The 19,345-nt window shown below is 69.0% G+C and carries 11 protein-coding genes; 3 read left to right on the top strand and 8 right to left on the bottom strand.

Annotation, left to right across the window (positions count from 1 at the left end):
- Positions 1-148 precede the first annotated feature (148 nt).
- From RAB71_RS15200 to RAB71_RS15175, 6 genes are all read right to left on the bottom strand, one after another.
- The gene (locus tag RAB71_RS15200; RefSeq protein ID WP_050946584.1) at positions 149-2,758 is read right to left on the bottom strand and encodes a glycoside hydrolase family 3 C-terminal domain-containing protein; all 2,610 of its coding nucleotides are present in this window, start codon (positions 2,756-2,758) and stop codon (positions 149-151) included.
- Between the two features lie 71 nt (positions 2,759-2,829).
- Positions 2,830-5,529, bottom strand: a complete 2,700-nt coding sequence (locus RAB71_RS15195; RefSeq protein ID WP_010343202.1) for a glycoside hydrolase family 2 protein — start codon at positions 5,527-5,529, stop codon at positions 2,830-2,832.
- A gap of 16 nt (positions 5,530-5,545) precedes the next feature.
- Positions 5,546-8,038 (bottom strand): beta-N-acetylhexosaminidase, encoded by a 2,493-nt coding sequence (locus tag RAB71_RS15190; protein WP_040902011.1) that lies wholly within the window; start codon positions 8,036-8,038, stop codon positions 5,546-5,548.
- Positions 8,039-8,157: 119 nt separating this feature from the next.
- Positions 8,158-9,219 (bottom strand): glycosyl hydrolase family 18 protein, encoded by a 1,062-nt coding sequence (locus RAB71_RS15185; RefSeq protein WP_029562121.1) that lies wholly within the window; start codon positions 9,217-9,219, stop codon positions 8,158-8,160.
- Complete coding sequence (locus RAB71_RS15180) at positions 9,216-10,910, bottom strand: alpha-L-fucosidase (RefSeq protein WP_010343199.1); 1,695 nt, start codon at positions 10,908-10,910, stop codon at positions 9,216-9,218. The genes RAB71_RS15185 and RAB71_RS15180 overlap by 4 nt, the downstream gene beginning before the upstream one ends.
- 99 nt (positions 10,911-11,009) lie before the next feature.
- The gene (locus RAB71_RS15175; protein ID WP_029562120.1) at positions 11,010-13,670 is read right to left on the bottom strand and encodes a TonB-dependent receptor; all 2,661 of its coding nucleotides are present in this window, start codon (positions 13,668-13,670) and stop codon (positions 11,010-11,012) included.
- Between the two features lie 875 nt (positions 13,671-14,545).
- On the opposite strand from RAB71_RS15175, the gene RAB71_RS15170 reads away from it, so the two are divergent.
- Positions 14,546-15,568 (top strand): glucokinase family protein, encoded by a 1,023-nt coding sequence (locus RAB71_RS15170; protein ID WP_029562119.1) that lies wholly within the window; start codon positions 14,546-14,548, stop codon positions 15,566-15,568.
- A 156-nt stretch (positions 15,569-15,724) separates the two neighbouring features.
- Here the strand turns inward: RAB71_RS15170 and RAB71_RS15165 are convergent, their stop codons facing one another.
- The gene (locus tag RAB71_RS15165) at positions 15,725-16,456 is read right to left on the bottom strand and encodes a 16S rRNA (uracil(1498)-N(3))-methyltransferase (RefSeq protein ID WP_041500387.1); all 732 of its coding nucleotides are present in this window, start codon (positions 16,454-16,456) and stop codon (positions 15,725-15,727) included.
- Positions 16,447-17,838, bottom strand: a complete 1,392-nt coding sequence (gene bioA, locus RAB71_RS15160; protein ID WP_029562118.1) for an adenosylmethionine--8-amino-7-oxononanoate transaminase — start codon at positions 17,836-17,838, stop codon at positions 16,447-16,449. The genes RAB71_RS15165 and bioA overlap by 10 nt, the downstream gene beginning before the upstream one ends.
- 74 nt (positions 17,839-17,912) lie before the next feature.
- Between bioA and nudE the strand changes: the two genes are divergently transcribed.
- Positions 17,913-18,467 carry an ADP compounds hydrolase NudE gene (nudE, locus tag RAB71_RS15155; RefSeq protein WP_010343193.1) on the top strand — a complete coding sequence of 185 codons (555 nt, stop codon included), beginning with the start codon at positions 17,913-17,915 and terminating at the stop codon, positions 18,465-18,467.
- On the top strand, positions 18,464-19,264 hold the full coding sequence (cysQ, locus tag RAB71_RS15150; RefSeq protein WP_010343192.1) for a 3'(2'),5'-bisphosphate nucleotidase CysQ: 801 nt from the start codon (positions 18,464-18,466) through the stop codon (positions 19,262-19,264). Before nudE ends, cysQ begins: the two co-directional genes overlap by 4 nt.
- Positions 19,265-19,345: the final 81 nt, after the last annotated feature.

Raw genomic sequence — 19,345 nt, 5'->3', positions numbered from 1 at the left:
GTCAATAGGTCGTGAAAAATAAATTAGCAGGGCGCTGAAACGCAGGGAGTTGGAGCCCGGCGGTGGAAGCGCGCCGGGCCGTTACGCTGCACCGCCGCATGCGCTGGCGCATTTTGTAGACAGGGGCCGCGGGCGGCGGCCCCGTCGCTCACTTGGGCAGGGCCATGCGGCCGCTGATCGAGAACACGGCGTCCTGGCCGGGCGCGCCGGTGCCGGGCTGGCCGCCGCCGACGAACAGGCGGTAGTCGCCGGCCTCGACCGCGCGCTGGCCGCTGCGGTCGACGTCGCTGAGCTGGCGCGCATCCAATGCGAAGCTCAGCGTCCGCGCCTCGCCCGGTTGCAGATGCACGCGCTGGAAGCCGACCAGGCTGCGCAGCGGCGACTGCGCGCGCTGCGGGTACTGCAGGTAGACCTGCACCACTTCATCGCCGGCGCGCGCGCCGGTGTTGCGCACGGTGGTGCTCACCTGCAGCGGCTGGCCGGCCTGCAGCGTCGTGGTCGACAGCTGCGGTGCGTCGTAGGCGAACTGGGTATAGCTGAGGCCGTAGCCGAACGGGAACAGCGGCTCGCCCTTGAAGTAGCGGTAGGTGCGGCCCTTCATGTCGTAGCTGACGTAGGGCGGCAGGTCCTTGGTCGAGCGATAGAAGGTCACCGGCAGGCGGCCGCCGGGGTTGATGTCGCCGGCCAGCGCCTGGGCGATGGCGGTACCGCCGGACTGGCCCGGATACCACGCGGCGATGATCGCGTCGGCATGCTGCTCGGCCCAGTTCAACGCCACCGCGCTGCCGCTCATCAGCACCACGACCAGCGGCTTGCCGCTGGCCTTGGCCCGTTCCAGCAACGCCTGCTGCGCCGCCGGCAGGGCCAGGTCGTTGCGGTCGCCGCCGTCGAAGCCGGGCACGTCGATGCGCAGTTCCTCGCCTTCCACGTCCGGCGACAGGCCGACGAAGGCCACCACCGCGTCGGCCTGCGCCACCGCACGTTCGGCTTCGGCCAACTGCAGCGCCGGCGGCGCCAGCCACTCCAGGCGCAAGCCTTGGTCCTGGCCGCGGTGCTCCAGCTCCAGGCGGATCCGCCGCGGTTGCGCGTCGTCGAAATGCAGCACCGCCTCGACGTTGCGGCCGTCGGCGTTGTGCATGCCGGCCGGCAGGTGCTTGTCCTCGGCGTTGCCGGCGATCACCAACTGGTCGTCGACGTACAGGCGCACCGGGTCGTGGCCGGCGCAGTCGAAGCAGCGCGCCACCCGCACCGCCAGGGTGTAGTCGCCGGGGCCGGGCGGCAGCAGTTCGCCGCTCCAGCGTACCGAGTAGCGGTCCTTGTCCACGCCCTTGGCCGGGGCCACGTGGTCCCAATTGAAGCCGACCACGCGGTCCTGGCGCTGCACGCGCGGCGTGCCGGCCAGGTCCAGGTTGTCGAAGTACTCGCCGCGCAGTCCGGGCTTGCCGTCGCTGCGCAGCGCGGTCTCGGGGATCATGCCGGGCACGCCGGCGGCCAGCGGCGCGCCCTGCGCATAGGCGACCTGAGCGGCGCCGAAGCGCGTGCGCAGGCCCTGCAACGGCGTCACCGGTTGCACCGAGGTGCCCTGGTAGTTGGCTTCCAGCGCGGCCAGCGCATCGGCGTTGGGTCCGAGCACGGCCAGGCGCAGGCCCGGGCGCAGCGGCAGGGTGGCGTTGGCGTTCTTCAGCAGCACCAGCGATTGCTGCGCGGCCTGCAGCGCCAGCGCGCGGTGCGCGGCGCTGTCGATGTCCCTGGCGCCCAGTCGCGCATACGGATCGTTGCGCCGCGGCTGCAGTTCGCCGAGCCGGTAGCGCGCGGCGAACAGGCGCACCAGCGAGCGGTCGAGCAAGGCTTCGTCGGCTTCGCCGCGGTCGAAGGCGATGCCGAGCTCGCGGTAGGCGGTGCCGCAGTTCAGATCGTGCCCGGCCTTGAGCGCGGCCGCGGACGAGCCGGCATTGTCGGGGCGGTAGTAGTGGAACTGGGTCATGTCGTCGATCGCATCGCAATCGGACACGACGAAGCCCTTGAAGCCCCAGTCGCCACGCACGCGGCCGTCGATCAGCCAGTCGGCGGCGCAGGCGGGTGTGCCGTGCAGCGAGTTGTACGCGCACATCACCGAGCCGGCCTGGCCGTCGACGATGGCGGCGCGGAACGCGGGCGAGTAGGTCGCCTCGAAATCGTGCGGCGACACGTCCACGTCGAAACCGTGGCGGCCCGGTTCCGGCCCGCTGTGCACGGCCAGGTGCTTGGGCGTGGCGATGGTGCGCGGATGCGCCGGATCGTCGCCCTGCAGGCCGTGGATGAAGCCGACCGCCAGCCGCCCGGTGAGGTAGGGATCCTCGCCGTAGGTCTCCATGCCGCGGCCCCAGCGTGGGTCGCGGAAGATGTTGATGTTGGGCGACCAGATGGTCAGTCCGGCGTAGCGCGGATGGTCCTTGCCGGGCCCGCCAGCGAGGTTGAACTTGGCCCGCGCCTCGGTGGAGGTGACGGTGCCGACGTCGTGCAGCAGCTCCGGGTTCCAGGTCGCGGCCAAGCCGATCGCCTGCGGGAACACCGTGGCCTCGCCGTTGCGGGCGATGCCGTGCAGGCCCTCGCTCCACCACTCGTAGGCGGGCACGCCCAGGCGCGGGATCGCCGGCGCAGCGTTCATCGCCTGCGCGATCTTCTCGGCGCGGGTCATCTTCGCCACCAGCGCGGCGGCGCGGTCTTCCGCGTCGTCGGCATGGGCGAGCGGGGCGGCGAGCAGGCCGATCGCGCACAGCGCCTGTGCCAGCGGCTGTAGGAGCGGCTTCAGCCGCGACCGAGTCACTCCCGGTACCGTCGTCGCGCCCATCACTTCGCCTCCGCCGGCTCGGCCGGCGCACCGGCCAGGGTCCCGCCCAGGTCGCGCACCTGCAGCGCCGCACGCACCTGCTCCAGCGTCGCGCTGCTGTGCACGCGCACGGTCAGCGGCTCGCCCGGCAGCAGGTCGAAGGCGTTGTCGGACACGGTCACGTCGAGGTCGCCGAAGCTCAGCCACACCTGCGCGGCGAGGGTGGCGCTGCTCAGGGTCAGCGCGTAGCCGTCGCCATCGGCGCGCAGGTCGCTGCGGATGTCGGCCTGCGGCCACTGCAGGCGCTTGGCCGCGTCGAAGTACACCAGGGTGCGCGACAGCACGCGCTCGCCGTCGAGCAGCTCGAACACTGCCACGCTGCGGCGCGGATCGGCGCGGCGCAGCAACTGCGCATCGCTGAAGCTGCCCACGCGCACGCTGGACAGCGGCGCCAGGGTCACCGGCTTCTCGGTCTTGCTCAGCACCTTGCCGGACAGGTCCATCACCCGCATGCGCCAGCGCGCAGCCAGCGGCGTGGTGCGGTCGGAAACCAGCGACACGGTGGTCTGCCCCTTGTCGTCGCGCAGCGCGGCGATCAGTTCCGGCGCGTAGAAGCGGCGCGCGTGGTACTGCAGCGCCTTCCAGCGGCCGAAGTAGTCCACGCTCGACCACGAGGCGCCGGGCCACACGTCGTTGAGCTGCCAGTACAGCGAGCCCATCGCCTGCGGCCGCGAAGCGCGCAGGTGTTCGGCGGCCAGGGTGATGCCCTCGGCCTGCATGATCTGGCTCAGGTAGACGAAGCTGGCGAAGTCCTTGGGCTCGCCGAACGCACGGCGGATATACAGCAGCAGGCGCTGGTTGCCGTTGCCCTTGTCGAACTTCTGGTGCGCGCGCATCACCGGCGATTCCGGCTTCAGGTCGCCGGGTTCGGCGAAGGCGCGGATGGTGCGCATCTCGGGGAACGACTGCAGGCCGTATTCGGACATGAAGCGCGGGGTCATGTTGAGGTATTCGGTGACCGGCAGCGCCGGCCCGCCCCAGACCTTCCAGTAATGCATGTCGCCGTCGTCGGGCTGGTCGGCGGCGCCATCGAAATCGGTGCCCGGCGAGGTCGCCCAGTATGGGGTGTCGCTGTCGTACTTCTGTACCGCCTCGCGCAGCACCGTGCCGAACAGCGTGGTCATGCCGCGGACGATGCGCTCGCGCTCTTCCGGGTCGATCGACTGCTTGAACTTGATGCGGTCGCCCCAGTTCTCCCAGCCGGTCTGCACTTCGTTGTTGCCGCACCAGATGACGATGCTGGGGTGATCGCCCAGGCGCCGCACCTGCTCCTCGGCCTCGGCGCGGGTGTTCTCGCGGAAGGCGACGTCGTAGGGCGGGATCGCGCCGCCGAACATGAAGTCCTGCCAGATCATGATGCCCAGGCGGTCGGCGTCCTCGTAGAAGCTGTCCGGCTGGTAGTGGCCGCCGCCCCACATGCGCAGCATGTTCATGTTGGCATCGCGCGCGGACTGCAGGAAGCCGCGCATGCGCGCGGCGTCGACGCGGGTGGGGAAACTGTCGAACGGAATCAGGTTGGCGCCTTTGGCGAACACCGGGATGCCGTTGACCACCAGGGCGAAGCTCTTGCCCCACTGGTCCTTCTCGCGGCGCAGTTCGACGCTGCGCAGGCCGGTGACGCGCTGCGCCTCGAATCGCTCGCCCGCGGCATCGCGCAGGTGCGCCTTGAACGTGTACAGGTCCTGGCGGCCATAGCCGGCCGGGAACCAGCGCTGCGGCTTGGCGATGCGCACCGGCACGGTCAGGGTGTTGGCACCCGGGTCGACGACCGCGCGCTGGCTGAACTGGCCGACGCGCTGGCCGTCGGGACCGAGCACGTCCAGGTCCAGCTGGACTTCGCCGCTGCGGCCGGCCTGCACCTGCAACTGTGCCAGCAACTGCGCCGCGTCTGCGTCGACGCGCTGCTGGGCGATGCGCAGGCCGTCCACGCGCAGCTCGTCCCAGGCCTCCAGGCGCACGCCCTGCCAGATGCCGGCGGTGACGATGCGCGGGCCCCAGTCCCAGCCGAAGTTGTAAGGCGCCTTGCGCACGTAGGTGGAGCTGTGACGCGCCACCGGTTCGTCGCCGAACGCCGAATCGTAGGCGCCGGGCAGCGCGTAGGGCTGCTTGGCCAGCCACGGCTGGATCTTCTTGATCGGCGAGGCGATGCGCACTTCCAGCACGTTGTCGCCGCGCTTGAGCAGCGGTTTGGCGTCGACCCGCCACTGCCGGAACATGTTGTCGGCGGCGAGCAGCTTCTTGCCGTTGAGGTAGACCTCGGCGAAGGTGTCCAGCCCGTCGAACACCAGTTCCAGGTGCGGGCGCGCCAGCAGGGCCGCGTCGACCTGGAACCGGGTCTGGTACTGCCAGTCGCTCAAACCCGCCCACTGGATCTGCGCTTCGTTGTCGCGATAGAACGGATCCGGTACCACCCCGGCGGCGATCAGGTCGGTCTGCACCGTGCCCGGCACCTGCGCCGGCAGCCACTGCGCCGCCTTCGGGTGCACCTTGGCATTGGCGTCGCCCGGCGCCAGCCGCACCTGCCAGCCCTGTTGCAGCGACAGCGTCGTCGGCGCCGCCGCCTGGCCCAGCGCCGGCAAGGCCAGCGCCAGCAGCAGCCCGAGGCGGGCAGGAAGGCGCGTGCGCGACGCGGAACGGGGGCGGCAGGGCGGCTGGGTCATGCGAGGGTCTCCGTGGTCAGTGCGCGGCGGCGGGGGGCGCCTGCGCTGCGGTGTCGATCAGATGGACGGCGCCGATGGCGTAGTACGGCCCGGCGATGGGCGCGGTGGAGCGCAGGCACAGGTCGTGCACGCCGCGCTGCTTGGGCAGCCGCGCTTCCAGCGCGAACTGGTCGCCCAGGGTCTTGCCGGCCGGCAGCGGCAGCCGCGCCAGCAGCTTGCCCTTGCAGTCGCCCAGCCGCACTTCGAACTCGCCGCGCGCGCTGTGCGCCGGGTAGCGCTTGACCTTGGCCTGGTCGTGCGCCAGCCCGTAGTTGCGCGCCAGGCGGGCGGCGTCGATGCGGATGCGGTCGATGCCGTCCAGGCGCGCGTCGGCATAGCGCCAGCAACTGGTGAACAGGTCGATGTTGAACACCGGCGTGTCCTGGTCGGCCAGGTCCGGCAGCAGCGGCACGCGCAGGCCCAGCTCGCCGCCTTCGCACGAAGCCAGGCCCTGGGTGTCGCGGCTGAGCAGGTTGGCGCGGTCGAGGATGCGGCTGCGCGGCGCGGCCAGCAGGCGGCCGTCGTCGGCGTAGGTGGCCGCGCGCACGGTCACCGGCAGGGTCACCGCGAACGGCGTGGTGTAGCGCGGCGAATCGGCCTTGGGCTCGCTGCCGTCGGTGGTGTAGCGGAAGCTGCCGAACTTGGCCTGGTTGCCCAGCACCACCGTGGCCTGGCCGCTGTCCAGCGCCGCGTTGTCGCCGCCTTGCACGGCGATGTCCGGGGCGAAGGCGCCGTCGCCGTAGGCGATGCCCTGCAGGCGGTAGCGGTCCAGCTGCGCCGGCATGCGCTGCAGGAAGCCGTTCCAGTCGCGCGCGGCCATCGGCGACCAGCCGGCCTCGGCCACCGCGCTCAGCCGCGGGAACAGCGCATGGTCGATATGCCAGGTGGAGGGGATGTACTCGCTCCACAGCGCCGCCTGCACGCCGAGCACGTGCTTGCTCTCCTCGGCGCTGAGCGCCGCCGGCACCGGGTCGAAGCCGTAGACCTTCTGCAGCGGCAGCGTCGCCAGACGGCCGTTGGGCTCGTCGTTGCGCGCGCTCTGCAGGTTGTCCAGGTACATCCAGCCGGCCGGCGCCAGCACCACGTCGTGGCCCTGCTTGGCGGCGGCGACCGCGCCGTCCACGCCGCGCCAGGACATCACCGAGGCACTCGCGGGCAGCCCGCCTTCCAGGATCTCGTCCCAGCCGATCAGGCGCCGCTGGTGCTGGGTCAGGTAGTCGGCCAGCTGCTGGTTGAACCAGCCCTGCAGCGCGTGCGCGTCCTTGATGCCGAGCTTGCGCATCTGCGCGCGCACCGCCGGCGAGCGTTCCCACTGGTCCTTGACCGCTTCGTCGCCGCCGATGTGGATGTACGGCGAGGGGAATAGCTGCAGTACTTCATCCAGCACGCCGCGGATGAAGGTCATGCTCTTGTCGTTGGTGTTGAACAGGTAGGGATTGACGCCCCAGTCCACCGACACCTTGGGCCGCTGCCGAGTCACCCCGACCAGTTCCGGATACGCCGCCACCGCCGCCTGCGCGTGCCCAGGCATGTCCAGCTCCGGCACGATGGTGATGTGGCGTTCGGCGGCGTAGGCCACCAGGTCGCGGATCTGGTCCTGGGTGTAGAAGCCGCCGTAGCGATCGGGCAGGCCGTGGGTGCCCGCGCCGGGCGGGGTGCGCCAGGCGCCGATCTCGGTGAGCTTGGGATAGCGCTTGATCTCGATGCGCCAGCCCTGGTCGTCGGTCAGGTGCAGGTGCAGCACGTTGAGCTTGTGCTGGGCCATCGCGTCGAGCAGGCGCTTGACCGTGTCCGGGCCATGGAAGTGCCGCGCCACGTCGAGCAGCACGCCGCGCCAGCCGAAGCGCGGCCAGTCGCGGATGTGCACCTGCGGCACGTCCACCTCGCCCTTGCCGGCGTCGGGGGTCATCAACTGCCAGGCGCTGATCGCGCCATAGAACAGGCCGCGCTCCTCGCGCGCCTGGATCAGCATGGTGCGCGGGTCCACGTCCAGCGTGTAGCCCTCGGCCTGCGCGACCTCGGTATTGGGATTGAGCTGCAGGCGGATGCTGCCGTCGGCGGGGATGGTTTCCGCACGCACCTCCAGCGACAGGCCGCGGGTCTTGCTCAGCAATTGCGACAGTTGCTGCGCCACGCGCTGCGCGCCGGCGTCGTCGAGGGGCACCGACAGCACGGCGCCGGTGCCGATGGTCAGGGTGCCGCCGTCGCGCTCGGCCTTGGCCGGCGCCGGGATCAGCGGCAGCGGCGTCTTGTCGTCGTCGTCATCGTGTTTCGGGGCCGGCGGCGGCGCTGCAGCAGGCTTGGCCGCGGGCGCCGGTGCCGGCGGCGGAGCGCGGTCGCAGCCGCCGAGCAGGCTGCCACAGGCGAGCAGGGACAACCCCAGCCAGGCGTTGCGGGAGGCCGCCGCGATGCGCGCGGCGGCGGGCATCGGGCGGTGCGGCAATCGGGGGTGTGCACCCACTGCAGTCATCGGTCTACCTCAAGCGATCGAGATGCATATCGTAGAGGCTGCGGGGTCGCCTGAGGTGAGCGCGGCGCGTTCGCCGCGCGCCGCATGCCTCCTGTATCGCATCGCGATCGTGCGGCCGCTCAGCGCGCCGCGGTCGGCAGTTCGTCCCAGACCTTGGGATCTTCGGCGCCCAGCACCCAGCAGCTGAAGCCTTCCAGGCCGTATTGCTTGGTCAGCTCGTAGCGGGCGCGGAAGCTGCGCGCGTCCGGGCGGAACACCCATTCGCGCATGTCGTCGCGGTAGAAGTAGAACCACGATTCCTGCTCCACCGGGTCCCATTGCACGGTGGCGTTCTGTTCCACCGCCAGTGGGAACGACTCGTCGGCGTCGATGTAGTCGGCGGTGATGTTGGAGGCTTCGGTGCCGTCGGGCTTGACCGGATTGCCGGTGTACCAGCGGTAGCCGTAGGTGGCGATGCCCAGCGACAGCTTGTCCTTCGGCACCTGGGTCAGCGCATAGTCCAGGTGCTTCTTCATCCACAACATGCCGTCGACCGGGCCGGGCGCGGTCCAGCGGGTGTGCTGGTCGTAGGTCATCAGGCTGATCAGGTCGGCCGAGGCGCTCAGCGCCTTGAGGTCGTAGGCGCCGCGCCAGTACTCCCACATCCACTTGGCGAACGCGCCGCCTTCGGCATAGCCGGGCGCGTTCGGCACCACCGCCACCGACAGCTTGAAGCCGGCCTTGTGCAGCGCCTCGGCGGTCTGCTTGACCATCAGCGAGTAGGCGTCGCGGTCGGTCCAGGCGATGCTCTCGAAATCGAACTGGAAGCCGTAGTAGCCGTGCTTGCGGCCGTGGATCAGCAGCGCCTGAATCATGCGCTGCTTGGCGTCCTCGTCGTGCAGCAGCTTGTGGAAGCCCTCGCGGCCGGCGGTCATCGACAGGATCGGCATGACCCGCAGCTTGTGCTGCTTGGCGATCTCGTACAGGTACATGTTCGGGGTGCCGTTGACCAGGCCGCTCTGGTCCACGCCGTACCAGGTCGGCACCACCACGTCGATCTTGTCGACATGCGCCAGGAACGAATTGGTCGATTTCTGCGTGTTCATCAGATAGAACAGCGCGGTCGGGTTCTTGGCCATGGCCGGCCCGCAGGCCAGGGCGAGGGCGAGGGCGAACAGCAGCCCTGCGAAACGCTTCATCATCGGGAGGGATCCGTTGGCGGAGTGGGGGAGGTCAGGTCGATGCGGAACACATAGGCGTGGTCGCCCACCGGCTTGGCCGGCAGGCGCAGGTGCAGGCCGTCGGCACGCTGCTCGAACGGCACCGGCTTGCCGCTGGCGAGCAGGGTGACGCCGCGCACGCCATCGGCCGGTTTCAGCGAGCGGATCAACGCCTGGCCGTCGGCCGGCCAGCCCAGCTCGATCGCATACAGTGCGCCATGGCCGATGGTGAAGCGGAAATCCTCGGCCGTGTACGGCTTGGTCTTGGTGTCCTGGAAGGTGCCGCCGACCACCTCCGTCGGGCCTTCGCCGTAGGTGCGCCACGGCGTGCTGTCGTAGATCGCCTCGCCGTTGGTCTTGAGCCACTTGCCGATCGACAGCAGGATCGCGCGTTCGGTGTCCGGGATCGAACCGTCGGCGCGCGGGCCGATGTTGAGCATCAGGTTGCCGTTCTTGCTGACCACGTCCACCAGCATGTGGATGATGAAGGTCGGGGTCTTGTAGGTGTCGTTCTCGACATAGCCCCACGAGGCATTGCTGACCGAGGTGTCGGTCTGCCAGTGGGTGGGATGGATGCCGGTGAGCTGGCCGCGCTCGATATCGAGCGTGCCGGCACCTTCGGCGAAGGCACCGAGCTTGTAGTTCACCACCACGCCGCCCTTGGCCGCGCCGTGGTTGTAGTAGTACGAGAGCATCGTCGGCAGGGTGCCGCGGAAGGTCGGGTGCGCGATCCACCAGTCGAAATAGATCAGGTCCGGGTCGTAGCGGTCGATCAGTTCGGTGGTGCGCGCCAGCCAGTCGTCCAGCCAGGCCTGCGACACCGGGGTCCAGTCGTTGGTGACGTCGGCGTCGTCCTTGCCCGGCAGGCGCACCTGCGCCGGGCCGTACAGGCCGGCGTAGCGCGGGTCGTTGACGTCCGAGTCGAACTGGCGGCCGCCGTCGAAGAACCAGTCGTGCTCGGCGCGGTGCGAGGACAGGCCGAAATGCAGGCCCTGTGCGCGGATCGCCTTGGACAGCTCGCCGAGCACGTCGCGCTTGGGTCCCATCTTGACCGCGGTCCAGTCCGACAGTTGCGAGTCGTACATCGCGAAGCCGTCGTGGTGTTCGGCCACCGGCACCACGTAGCGTGCGCCGGCGTCGCGGAACAGCGCGGCCCAGGCCTGCGGATCGAACTTGGGCGCGGTGAACAGCGGGATCAGGTCCTTGTAGCCGAAGCGCGACTGCGGGCCGTAGGTCTCGCGGTGGTGCAGGTAGTCCTTGCTGCCCTGCTGGTACATGTTGCGCGAATACCACTCGTTGCCGAAGGCCGGCACCGAGAACACGCCCCAGTGGATGAAGATGCCGAACTTGGCGTTGTCGTACCAGGACGGCGAGCGGTACTGCTTGAGCGAGGTCCAGTCGGGTCGGAACGGACCGCCGCGCGCGCCGTCTTTGGCTTCGCGCACCAGCCGCGCGCGTTCGGGCGCGTACTTGGCGGTGGCCTGCAGCCACTGCTGGTCGATCTGTTCCGGACTGAGGGTGGTGGCGGTGGGCGCGGTCGGCGACGGCGCATCCGCGGCGCCTGCCGGCAGGGCCGTCAGCGCGAGCATGAGGGCCAGCGCGCTGGCCAGGGTCTGGCGTGCGGCTCCGGCGTGGCGGGATCGGTCCGCACGGGGGCGGGTCTCGAACGTCATGGAACGGCACTCCTTGTTGCGGAAGACGATGCCGGCGCCGCCGCGCCGGACACGAAAAAGCGCGCCACCGTGGAGGGACGGTGGCGCGCCGGTGCTACATCAGAACTTGAAGTTCAGCTGCGCTTGGTAGCCGCGGCCGTTCTTGTACATGCCGATCGGCGCGTACTTGACTTCGTTGTACCAGTAGTAGGTCGAGTCGAGCAGGTTGGTCGCGCTGAAGCTCACGCTCATCCAGTCGTTGACCTCGTACGAGGCGGTCAGGTCCAGCTGCTTGTACTCGTCGGTGAACACCTGCGAGTTCAGGCGGCCGACCTGGGTGAAGTACTTGGAACGGTAGCTGTAGTTCAGGCGCACCATCCACGGACCGTTTTCCCAGTAGGGGATCACGTTGTAGGTGTTCTTCGACAGGTACGGCAGGTTCAGGCCGGTGCTGGCGTCGGCGGTGGCGTAGGTGTAGTTCGCCTGCAGACCGAAGCCGTAGCCGAAGGCCTGCTGGTAGTTCAGCGAGGCGCCCTTGACCTTGGCGTCGGAAGCGTTGATCGGCGAGCTCACCGAGTACAGGCCGCTCACCCCGGACACCGCGTCGGTCAGCTGCTGCTGCGTGGTGGTGGTGACGATGTACGAGCTGATGTCGCGGTAGAACAGTTCCGCCGACAGCATGCTGGACGGCGCGAAGTACCACTCGGCGGCCAGATCGTAGTTGGTCGACTCGTAGGGCTTCAGGTCCGGGTTGCCGCCGCTGGCGGTCAGGTTGCCGTTGCTGCTGTTGATGGTGAACGAACCGGCCAGGTCGCCGTAGCGCGGACGTGCCATCACCTTGGCCACGGAGAAGCGCAGCACCTTGTCGGTGTCCAGATCGTAGGCCAGGTTGAAGCTCGGCAGCGGCTTGTAGTACTGCTTGGTCACCTGCGTCTGATTGTAGGTGGCGCCGCCGTCATTGCTCTGCCAGTACAGCGACTTGTCCTTGGTGTCCACATAGCGCACACCCAGGTTGCCGCGCCACGCGCCCGACTCGAAGTTCAACTGCGCGTACAGGTCGCTGGTGATCTCCTTGACGTCGAACGAGGAGCCGTAGTCGATCTTGTACGGACCCTGCGGCTGGCCGCGCAGGTAGCTGATCACCGAGTTGAGGTTGGCGGTCGACCAGTTGGTCAGGTCGCCGCTGGCGCCCAGGCCGTCGTACAGGCCGCTCGGGGTGGTGCCGGGGCTGAAGTCGGTCAGCGAGATCGCATCGGTGGTGTTGATGCGGTTGCCGCGGGCGTCGACGCCGTTGTCGTGATTGATGTACTTGTAGCCGACCTGCAGCTTGTTCAGCGGACCCCAGTCCAGATCGCGCGCGGCATCGAACTGGAAGTACTTCTCCTTGTCCGTGCTCTTGGCGTAGTAGATGCCGCCGGCCTGCATCGCCGACGCATCGGTGGAGCCAGCGGCCAGGCCGGCCGGCGAACCGACCAGGCCCCAGTTGGCGGCGCTGCCGTTGTCGTAGTTGACGTCGGTGTGGCTGCCGTCGTAACCGAAGTTGTAGCCGCCGTCCTTCAGCAGGAACTTCATCAGGTACTCGGGGTTCTTGCCGCCGGTGGCCTCGGTGGTGCCGGCCTGGGTGGTGAACACCCACTTGTCGCCATAGAAGTCGTGGCGCAGGTTCAGGCTCTTGGTGGTGACGGTGCTTTCGCGGTAGTTGGTGTCCAGCTGCGCATACGGCTGCTTGCCGTTGCCGGCGCCGTCGGTGACCGTGGCCTGGGTGATGTAGCCGTTCTGCACCGTGGCGCTGGTGATCTTGTCCTGGTCGCCGCAGCCCGGGCAGACGTAGCGCGATTCGCTGAAGTTGTTGTACTTGCCCTTGATGTAGATGCCGGTCAGGTTGAACTCGTTCTGATCGTTCGGCTTCCACTGCAGCGCGCCCTGCAGGCCGTTGCGCTCGCGGGTCTGCTGGAAGAAGGAACTGTTGATGCCCACCGGGATCTTGGCGGTCGCGACGTTACCACCGTCGCCGGAGATGTTGGCGGTCGGCGAGATGCCCGAGCCAGTGTTGTAGCCGAAGAACTCGATGCCGGCGCGCGACAGGTCCTGCTTGTCGTGGGTGGCGGAGATCAACGCACCGAAGGTCTCGTCGTCGTTCTTCCAGCTCCACAGCGCCGAGCCGCGCGGATTGCCTTCTTCCGAACGGTCGTTGTAGTTGTAGCCGATCGAGCCGCGGATGGTGTTCTTCGGCAGGTCCAGCGGCTTGCGGGTGTGCACGATCACGGTGCCGCCGATCGAGCCTTCGTCGATGCGCGCTTCCGGGGTCTTGTAGACCTCCATCAGGCCGATGATTTCCGGCGACAGCAGGGTGTAGTTGAAGGTGCGGCCGCTGGTGTCGGTCGGGTTGCCGCCCCAGTCGCCCGAGGCGATGGTCTGGCCATTGAGCAACACGCGGTTCAGCGCCGGGTCGGTGCCGTTGATGCTGACCTTCTCGCCTTCGCCGAACTGGCGGTCCACGCTGATGCCCGGCAGGTGCGCCAGCGACTCGGCGGCGTTGGTGTCCGGGAACTTGCCGATGTCCTCGGCGCTGATCGCATCGACGATGGAGTTGGCCGAGCGCTTCACCGACTGGCTCTTCTCCAGCGACGCGCGGTAGCCGGTGACGGTGATGGCGTCCAACTGCTGGACGTTCTTGGAATCCGCGCTGGCGGAAGCGGGCGCTTCCTGCGCGGCGGCGTTACCGGACAGGTACAGCGCGGCCATGATGCTGATGGCTAGGGTAGTGGTGCGGCTATTCATTGGCTAAACCTCTGGGTGAGTACTTGGGCATGAGGTGCCAACCGATGTTCCGGTGTGCTGGCCGCTGCCCGGCCTTGTGGATGGCGCCGCGCCTGGTGGCGCTGCGCGGATCGCATCTCGATGCGCGTCGTCCGGTCGCTGACGCGGAAGTTAGCCAACCGGCGGCATCGAGGGCGCCGGTCCTTCCTGTGTTCCTGCAGGTAACAACCAAGTCCAGCAATACAGCAGTGCACCTTGTGGCCTGATCCGCACGCCGCTGCGTTCGGGCCCGGCTTGGGGCGTGGTCTCGTCGGTTCGGGGATGCCGGTCGCAGCGTCAGCGTGCGTCCTGCCACTTGGCGCGGGAGGAGCGGCAATGCGTCGCTGTTTCTGAATCCCCTGAACGTGGCATGTCTTGAATTTGTAAAACTTGTGTGAGCCGAGTCTGTCGTAGCGCTGACAGCGTTGTCAACACCCGTTTCACACACTTTTGACGATTGCCGTCAAGCCTTGCCTGGGCATCTTTCCGGAGCCTTTCCGGTCCCGCCGCAGACCCGGGCTAGGTGCTTGTCTACAAAAGAAAACATGGTGGAGGAGGGCGGCGGCGTGGGCATGGCGGCCGGGAGGCCCCGGTGCGGCAGGCGCTGCCGGCGTGACAGGCGTACGGCAAAAATTTGTGCGATGCGGCGAAATTTTGCGACGGGTGTTCACCAATGCAACGCGCCCTCGCGATCGACGCTCCGCGCCGACAGGCGACGCGCCGATGACGTCGGGGTGGTGAAGACAAAACGACAAACGGATGAAATTCATCTTGACAACGTTGTCAAGGTGGTCCGACACTCGATCGATCAATCTGCCGAATCGGCGTGCGCCTGCTCTGGCGCAACGGGAGAAGATGTGTCCGCAAGCAGTTCATCAGTGGCAGCGGCCGTGCCGCGCGCCGAGCCCTTCATTGCTGCCGATGTCGGCGGAACTCATGTCCGGATCGGCCTGGTCGCGCGCGCTGCCGATGTCGGCCCGGCGCCGTCGGTCGACGTGCTGGACTATCGCAAGTATCGCTGCGCCGACTATCCCGGCCTGGCCGAGATCATTGGCGAATTCCTCGAGCAGGTGCAGGGGCCGAAGCCGACCCGCGGGGTGATCGCCAGCGCCGGTTACGCGCTCGAGGATGGCCGCGTCATCACCACCAATCTGCCGTGGACGCTGTCGCCGCCGGAGATTCGCGAGCGTCTGGGTCTGAAGGCGCTGCATCTGGTCAACGATTTCGAAGCGGTGGCATATGCGGCCGCGTCGATGGACGCCAGCGAAGTGCTGCATCTGACCGGGCCGCGCAAGGCGCAGCGCGGGCCGGCGCTGGTGATCGGTCCCGGCACCGGCCTGGGTGCGGCGGTGTGGATTCCGACCCACGGCGGCGCGGTGGTGTTGGCGACCGAGGCCGGCCATGCCGCGTTGCCGGTCGGCAACGACCTGGAACTGGCGCTGGCGCAGCGCCTGTTGCGCGACCGTCCGTATGTGCCGATGGAACATTTCCTGTCCGGCCCGGGGCTGCTCAATCTCTATTGCGCGTTGTGCGACCTGCGTGGCGCCACGCCCGCGCTCGCCGCGCCGAGCGACATCACCGCGGCCGCGCTGGCCGGCGGCGACCCGCTGGCGCACGAAGCGCTGTCCGCCTTCTGCGGCCTGCTAGGCAGCGTGATTGGCGACATGGCGCTGCTGTACGGCGTGCAGGGCGGCGTCTATCTGGCCGGCGGCTTCCTGCCGCAGATCGGCGCGTTCCTGTCCGCCAGCAGTTTCGTCGAGCGCTACTTGAACAAGGGCGCGATGCGTCCGGCGCTGGAGCAGATCCCGGTGAAGCTGGTCGAGCACGGTCAGCTCGGGGTGATCGGCGCGGCGAACTGGTTCCTGCAGCAGCGCCACTGAGCGGCCCGGCGCGGCGATGGCCGCGCCGATGGGCGGCGTCCTGCGACGCGGACGCGGCGCGCCTGGCGTGCCGAGCGCGTCGACACATATATATGTCTATGCCATCAGCGCCTGCGTGGTGACGCCGCTGTCTGCAGCGTCATCGCGTGCGCGAACTCACAGGTCGCCGTGATGCGCCTGCAGCGCCGCGATCGCGGCCAGGCCGGCGGTTTCGGTGCGCAGGATGCGCGGCCCCAGGCGCAGGCCGACGAAGCCGGCCGCCTCCAGCGTGGCGCGGTCGCGCGGCGACCAGCCGCCTTCCGGGCCGATCGCGATCGTGGCCGCATCGCCGCCGATGGCCAGCGAACGCAGGCGCTGTTCGCCCTGCGGATCGAGGATCAGCCGGCAGGGGCTGTCCGCCGCGGCGCGTGCCGCATCGGCCAGCGCCAGCGGCGCGCTCAGTTGCGGCACGCGCGCGCGACCGGACTGTTCGCAGGCCGCGATCACCACGCTGCGCCAATGCGCCACGCGTTTGTCCACCCGCGCCGCATCCAGCTTCACTTCGGTGCGCTCGGCCCACACCGGCACGATCGCGGCGACGCCGAGTTCGGTGGCCTTCTGCAGGATCAGGTCCATCTTCTCGCCGCGCGCCACGCCCTGCAGCAGGGTGATCGCCAGCGGCGATTCGTTGTCCGCTGGCCGCGCCGCACCGATGCGCACGCTGGCGTTGCGCTTGCCGGCCTGCAGCAGTTCGGCGTCGTAGTCGCAGCCGTCGCCGTTGAACAGCACGCACGGGTCGCCCTCGCGCAGCCGCAGCACGCGCAGCAGGTGGTTGGCGACGTCCTCCGGTAGCGCCACTTCGGCGCCGGCATGCAGCGGCAGCTCCACGTGGCAGCGGGTCAGGCGCATGCCACGGCCTCGTCGATCGCCGCCAGCGTGGTCTCGGCCAGCAGCGCCAGTTGCGCGGCGTCCACGCAGTACGGCGGCATCCAGTACAGCACGTCGCCCAACGGACGCAGCACCACCCCGCGTTGCAACGCGGCACGATAGGCGTGCAGGCCGACGCGTGCCGATGCAGGGAAGGGCGTGCGCTTGTCGCCGTTGCGGGTCAGTTCGAACGCGACCACCATGCCGGCCTGGCGCACATCGGCCACGTGCGCATGCTCGGCGAACGGCGCCGACAGCGCGCGCATGGTTTCGGCGGTGCTGCGGTTGCGCGCGATCACGTCGTCCTCCTGCAGGATCCGCAGCGATGCCAGTGCCGCCGCGCAGGCCAGCGGGTTGCCGGTGTAGCTGTGCGAATGCAGGAAGGCGCGATCGCGGCTGTCGTCGAGGAAGGCGTCGTACAGATGCTGGGTGGCCAGCACCGCCGACAGCGGCAGGAAGCCGCCGGTCAGGCCCTTGGACAGGCACAGCAGGTCCGGCATCACCCCGGCCTGTTCGCAGGCGAACAGGGTGCCGGTGCGGCCGAAGCCGGTGGCGATCTCGTCGGCGATCAGGAACGCGCCGTTGGCGTCGCACAGCTCGCGCGCCCGGCGCAGATAGGCCGGATCGTGCATGCGCATGCCGCCGGCGCATTGCAGGCGCGGCTCCAGGATCACCGCGCAGATCTCGCCGGGATGGCGGTCGAACAGGTCGGCCAGCGCATCGGCGGCGGCATCGGCGCGTTCGCGCGCGCTCTGTCCCGGCTCGGCCTGGTAGGCATCGGGCGAGGGCGCGAACAGCGCCTCGGCCAGCAGCGGCGCGTACACCCGCCGATACAGCGGAATGTCGCCGACCGCCAGCGCGCCGATGGTCTCGCCGTGATAGCCGTTCTCCAGCGCGACGAAGCGGGTGCGCCCGGGTTCACCGCGGTTCTGGAAATAATGGAAGGCCATCTTCAGCGCCACTTCCACGCCGGCCGATCCGTTGTCGGCATAGAACACCTTGGCCAGCGGCGCGCGGCCGTCCTGGCGCGGCGCCAGCGCAAGCAACTGCTCGGCCAGCAGCACCGCCGGTTCGTGGCTGAAGCCGGCCAGCATCACCTGCTCCAGTTGCGTGGCCTGGGCGGCGATGGCCGCGGCGATGCGCGGTTCGCCGTGGCCGAACAGGTTGGTCCACCAACTGCTCACCGCATCCAGGTAGCGGCGGCCGCCGTGGTCGATCAGCCAGGCGCCTTCGCCGCGCGCGATCGGGACCAGGGGCAGGGTGTCGGGGTGCTCGCGCATCTGCGTGCACGGGTGCCAGAGCACGGCGAGGTCGCGCTGGCGCCACGCGTCGGCCATCTGTGCTGCGGTCAGGTCTGATAGCATTTCGCGCTCATGAACAGGTTCTTCGCTCCGCGCATTCTATCGACCGACGCCGCCCGGCGCCGCAGGGTGCCGGCGTGACCCGTCCGTTGCCGATCATCCACGCCGTGCGCGAGCGCAGCGAATCGGCCGCCGAGCGCCGGGTCGAGGAACTGGACCTGGAGTTCAGCAACGGCGAACGCCGCGTGTTCCACCGGCTCAAGGCGCCCGGCCACGGCGCGGTGGTGGTGGTGCCGATGCTGGATGTGCAGACCGTGCTGCTGGTGCGCGAATACGCCGCCGGCGTGCACCGCTACGAGCTGGGCCTGGTCAAGGGCCGCATCGACGCCGGCGAGACCCCGCTGCAGGCGGCCGACCGCGAACTCAAGGAAGAGGCCGGTTACGGTGCGCGGCAATTGCGCGTGCTGCGCGCGATGACCCTGGCGCCCACCTACATGAGCCACCAGTCGTGGCTGGTGCTGGCGCAAGATCTCTATCCCGAACGACTAGCCGGCGACGAGCCGGAGGAATTGGAAGTGGTGCCCTGGAAACTGGCTGAACTGGATCAACTGATGTTGCGTGAAGATTTTTCCGAGGGGCGTTCGCTGGCGGCGCTGTTCATTGCCCGCGAGTGGCTGGGTCGCGCCGAATGATCCGTCTCACCAGTGATTTGCGCGAAACCGTGATCGCCATCGCCATCGATGCCGCCGCGGCGATCATGTCCGTCTACGCCACCGGCTTCGAGGTGGAGCACAAGGCCGATACCAGCCCGTTGACCCAGGCCGACCTGGCGGCGCACCAGATCATCGTCGAGGGCCTGGAACGGCTGACCCCGGACCTGCCGGTGCTGTCCGAGGAATCGGCGCAGATTCCGTGGGAGGTGCGCGAGCACTGGACCACCTATTGGCTGGTCGACCCGCTCGACGGCACCCGCGAGTTCGTCAAGCGCAACGGCGAATTCAGCGTCAACATCGCGCTGATCCACCAGGGTGCGCCGGTGTTCGGGGTGGTCCAGGCGCCGGTGGACGGCCGCGTCTGGCACGCGGTGCGTGGCGAGCAGGCGTACCGCCGCGAAGGCTTTCGCGATACCGCGTTGAACACCCGGCGGCCGGCCACCGCGCCGCTGCGGGTGGCGGCGAGCCGCTCGCACCGTGATGCGCGCACCGACGCGCTGCTGCAACGCATGGGCGAGATCGAACTGGTCGCGCAGGGCTCCTCGCTGAAGTTCTGCCGCATCGCCGACGGCGACCTGGACGTCTACCCGCGTTTCGGCCCGACCTCCGAGTGGGACACCGCCGCCGGGCAGTGCGTACTGCAGGCCGCCGGCGGCGCGCTGCTGGCCGCCGCGACCGGCAAGCCGTTCCGCTACAACCGCCGCGAATCGCTGCTCAACGGCGATTTCGTGGCGCTGGGCGATCCGGCGCTGCCCTGGCGCGACTGGCTGGGCTGAGCCGCACCGCGAGCGCGCGCCGCACGGCGCGCGCTCTGCCACACTAGGCGGTGGCGGCAGCGGTGCCGTCGCACCGGAACC

This window comes from Xanthomonas sacchari (genome assembly GCF_040529065.1).
In the GTDB taxonomy this organism is placed as follows: domain Bacteria; phylum Pseudomonadota; class Gammaproteobacteria; order Xanthomonadales; family Xanthomonadaceae; genus Xanthomonas_A; species Xanthomonas_A sacchari.
This window is presented reverse-complemented; position numbering and strand designations above follow the sequence as displayed.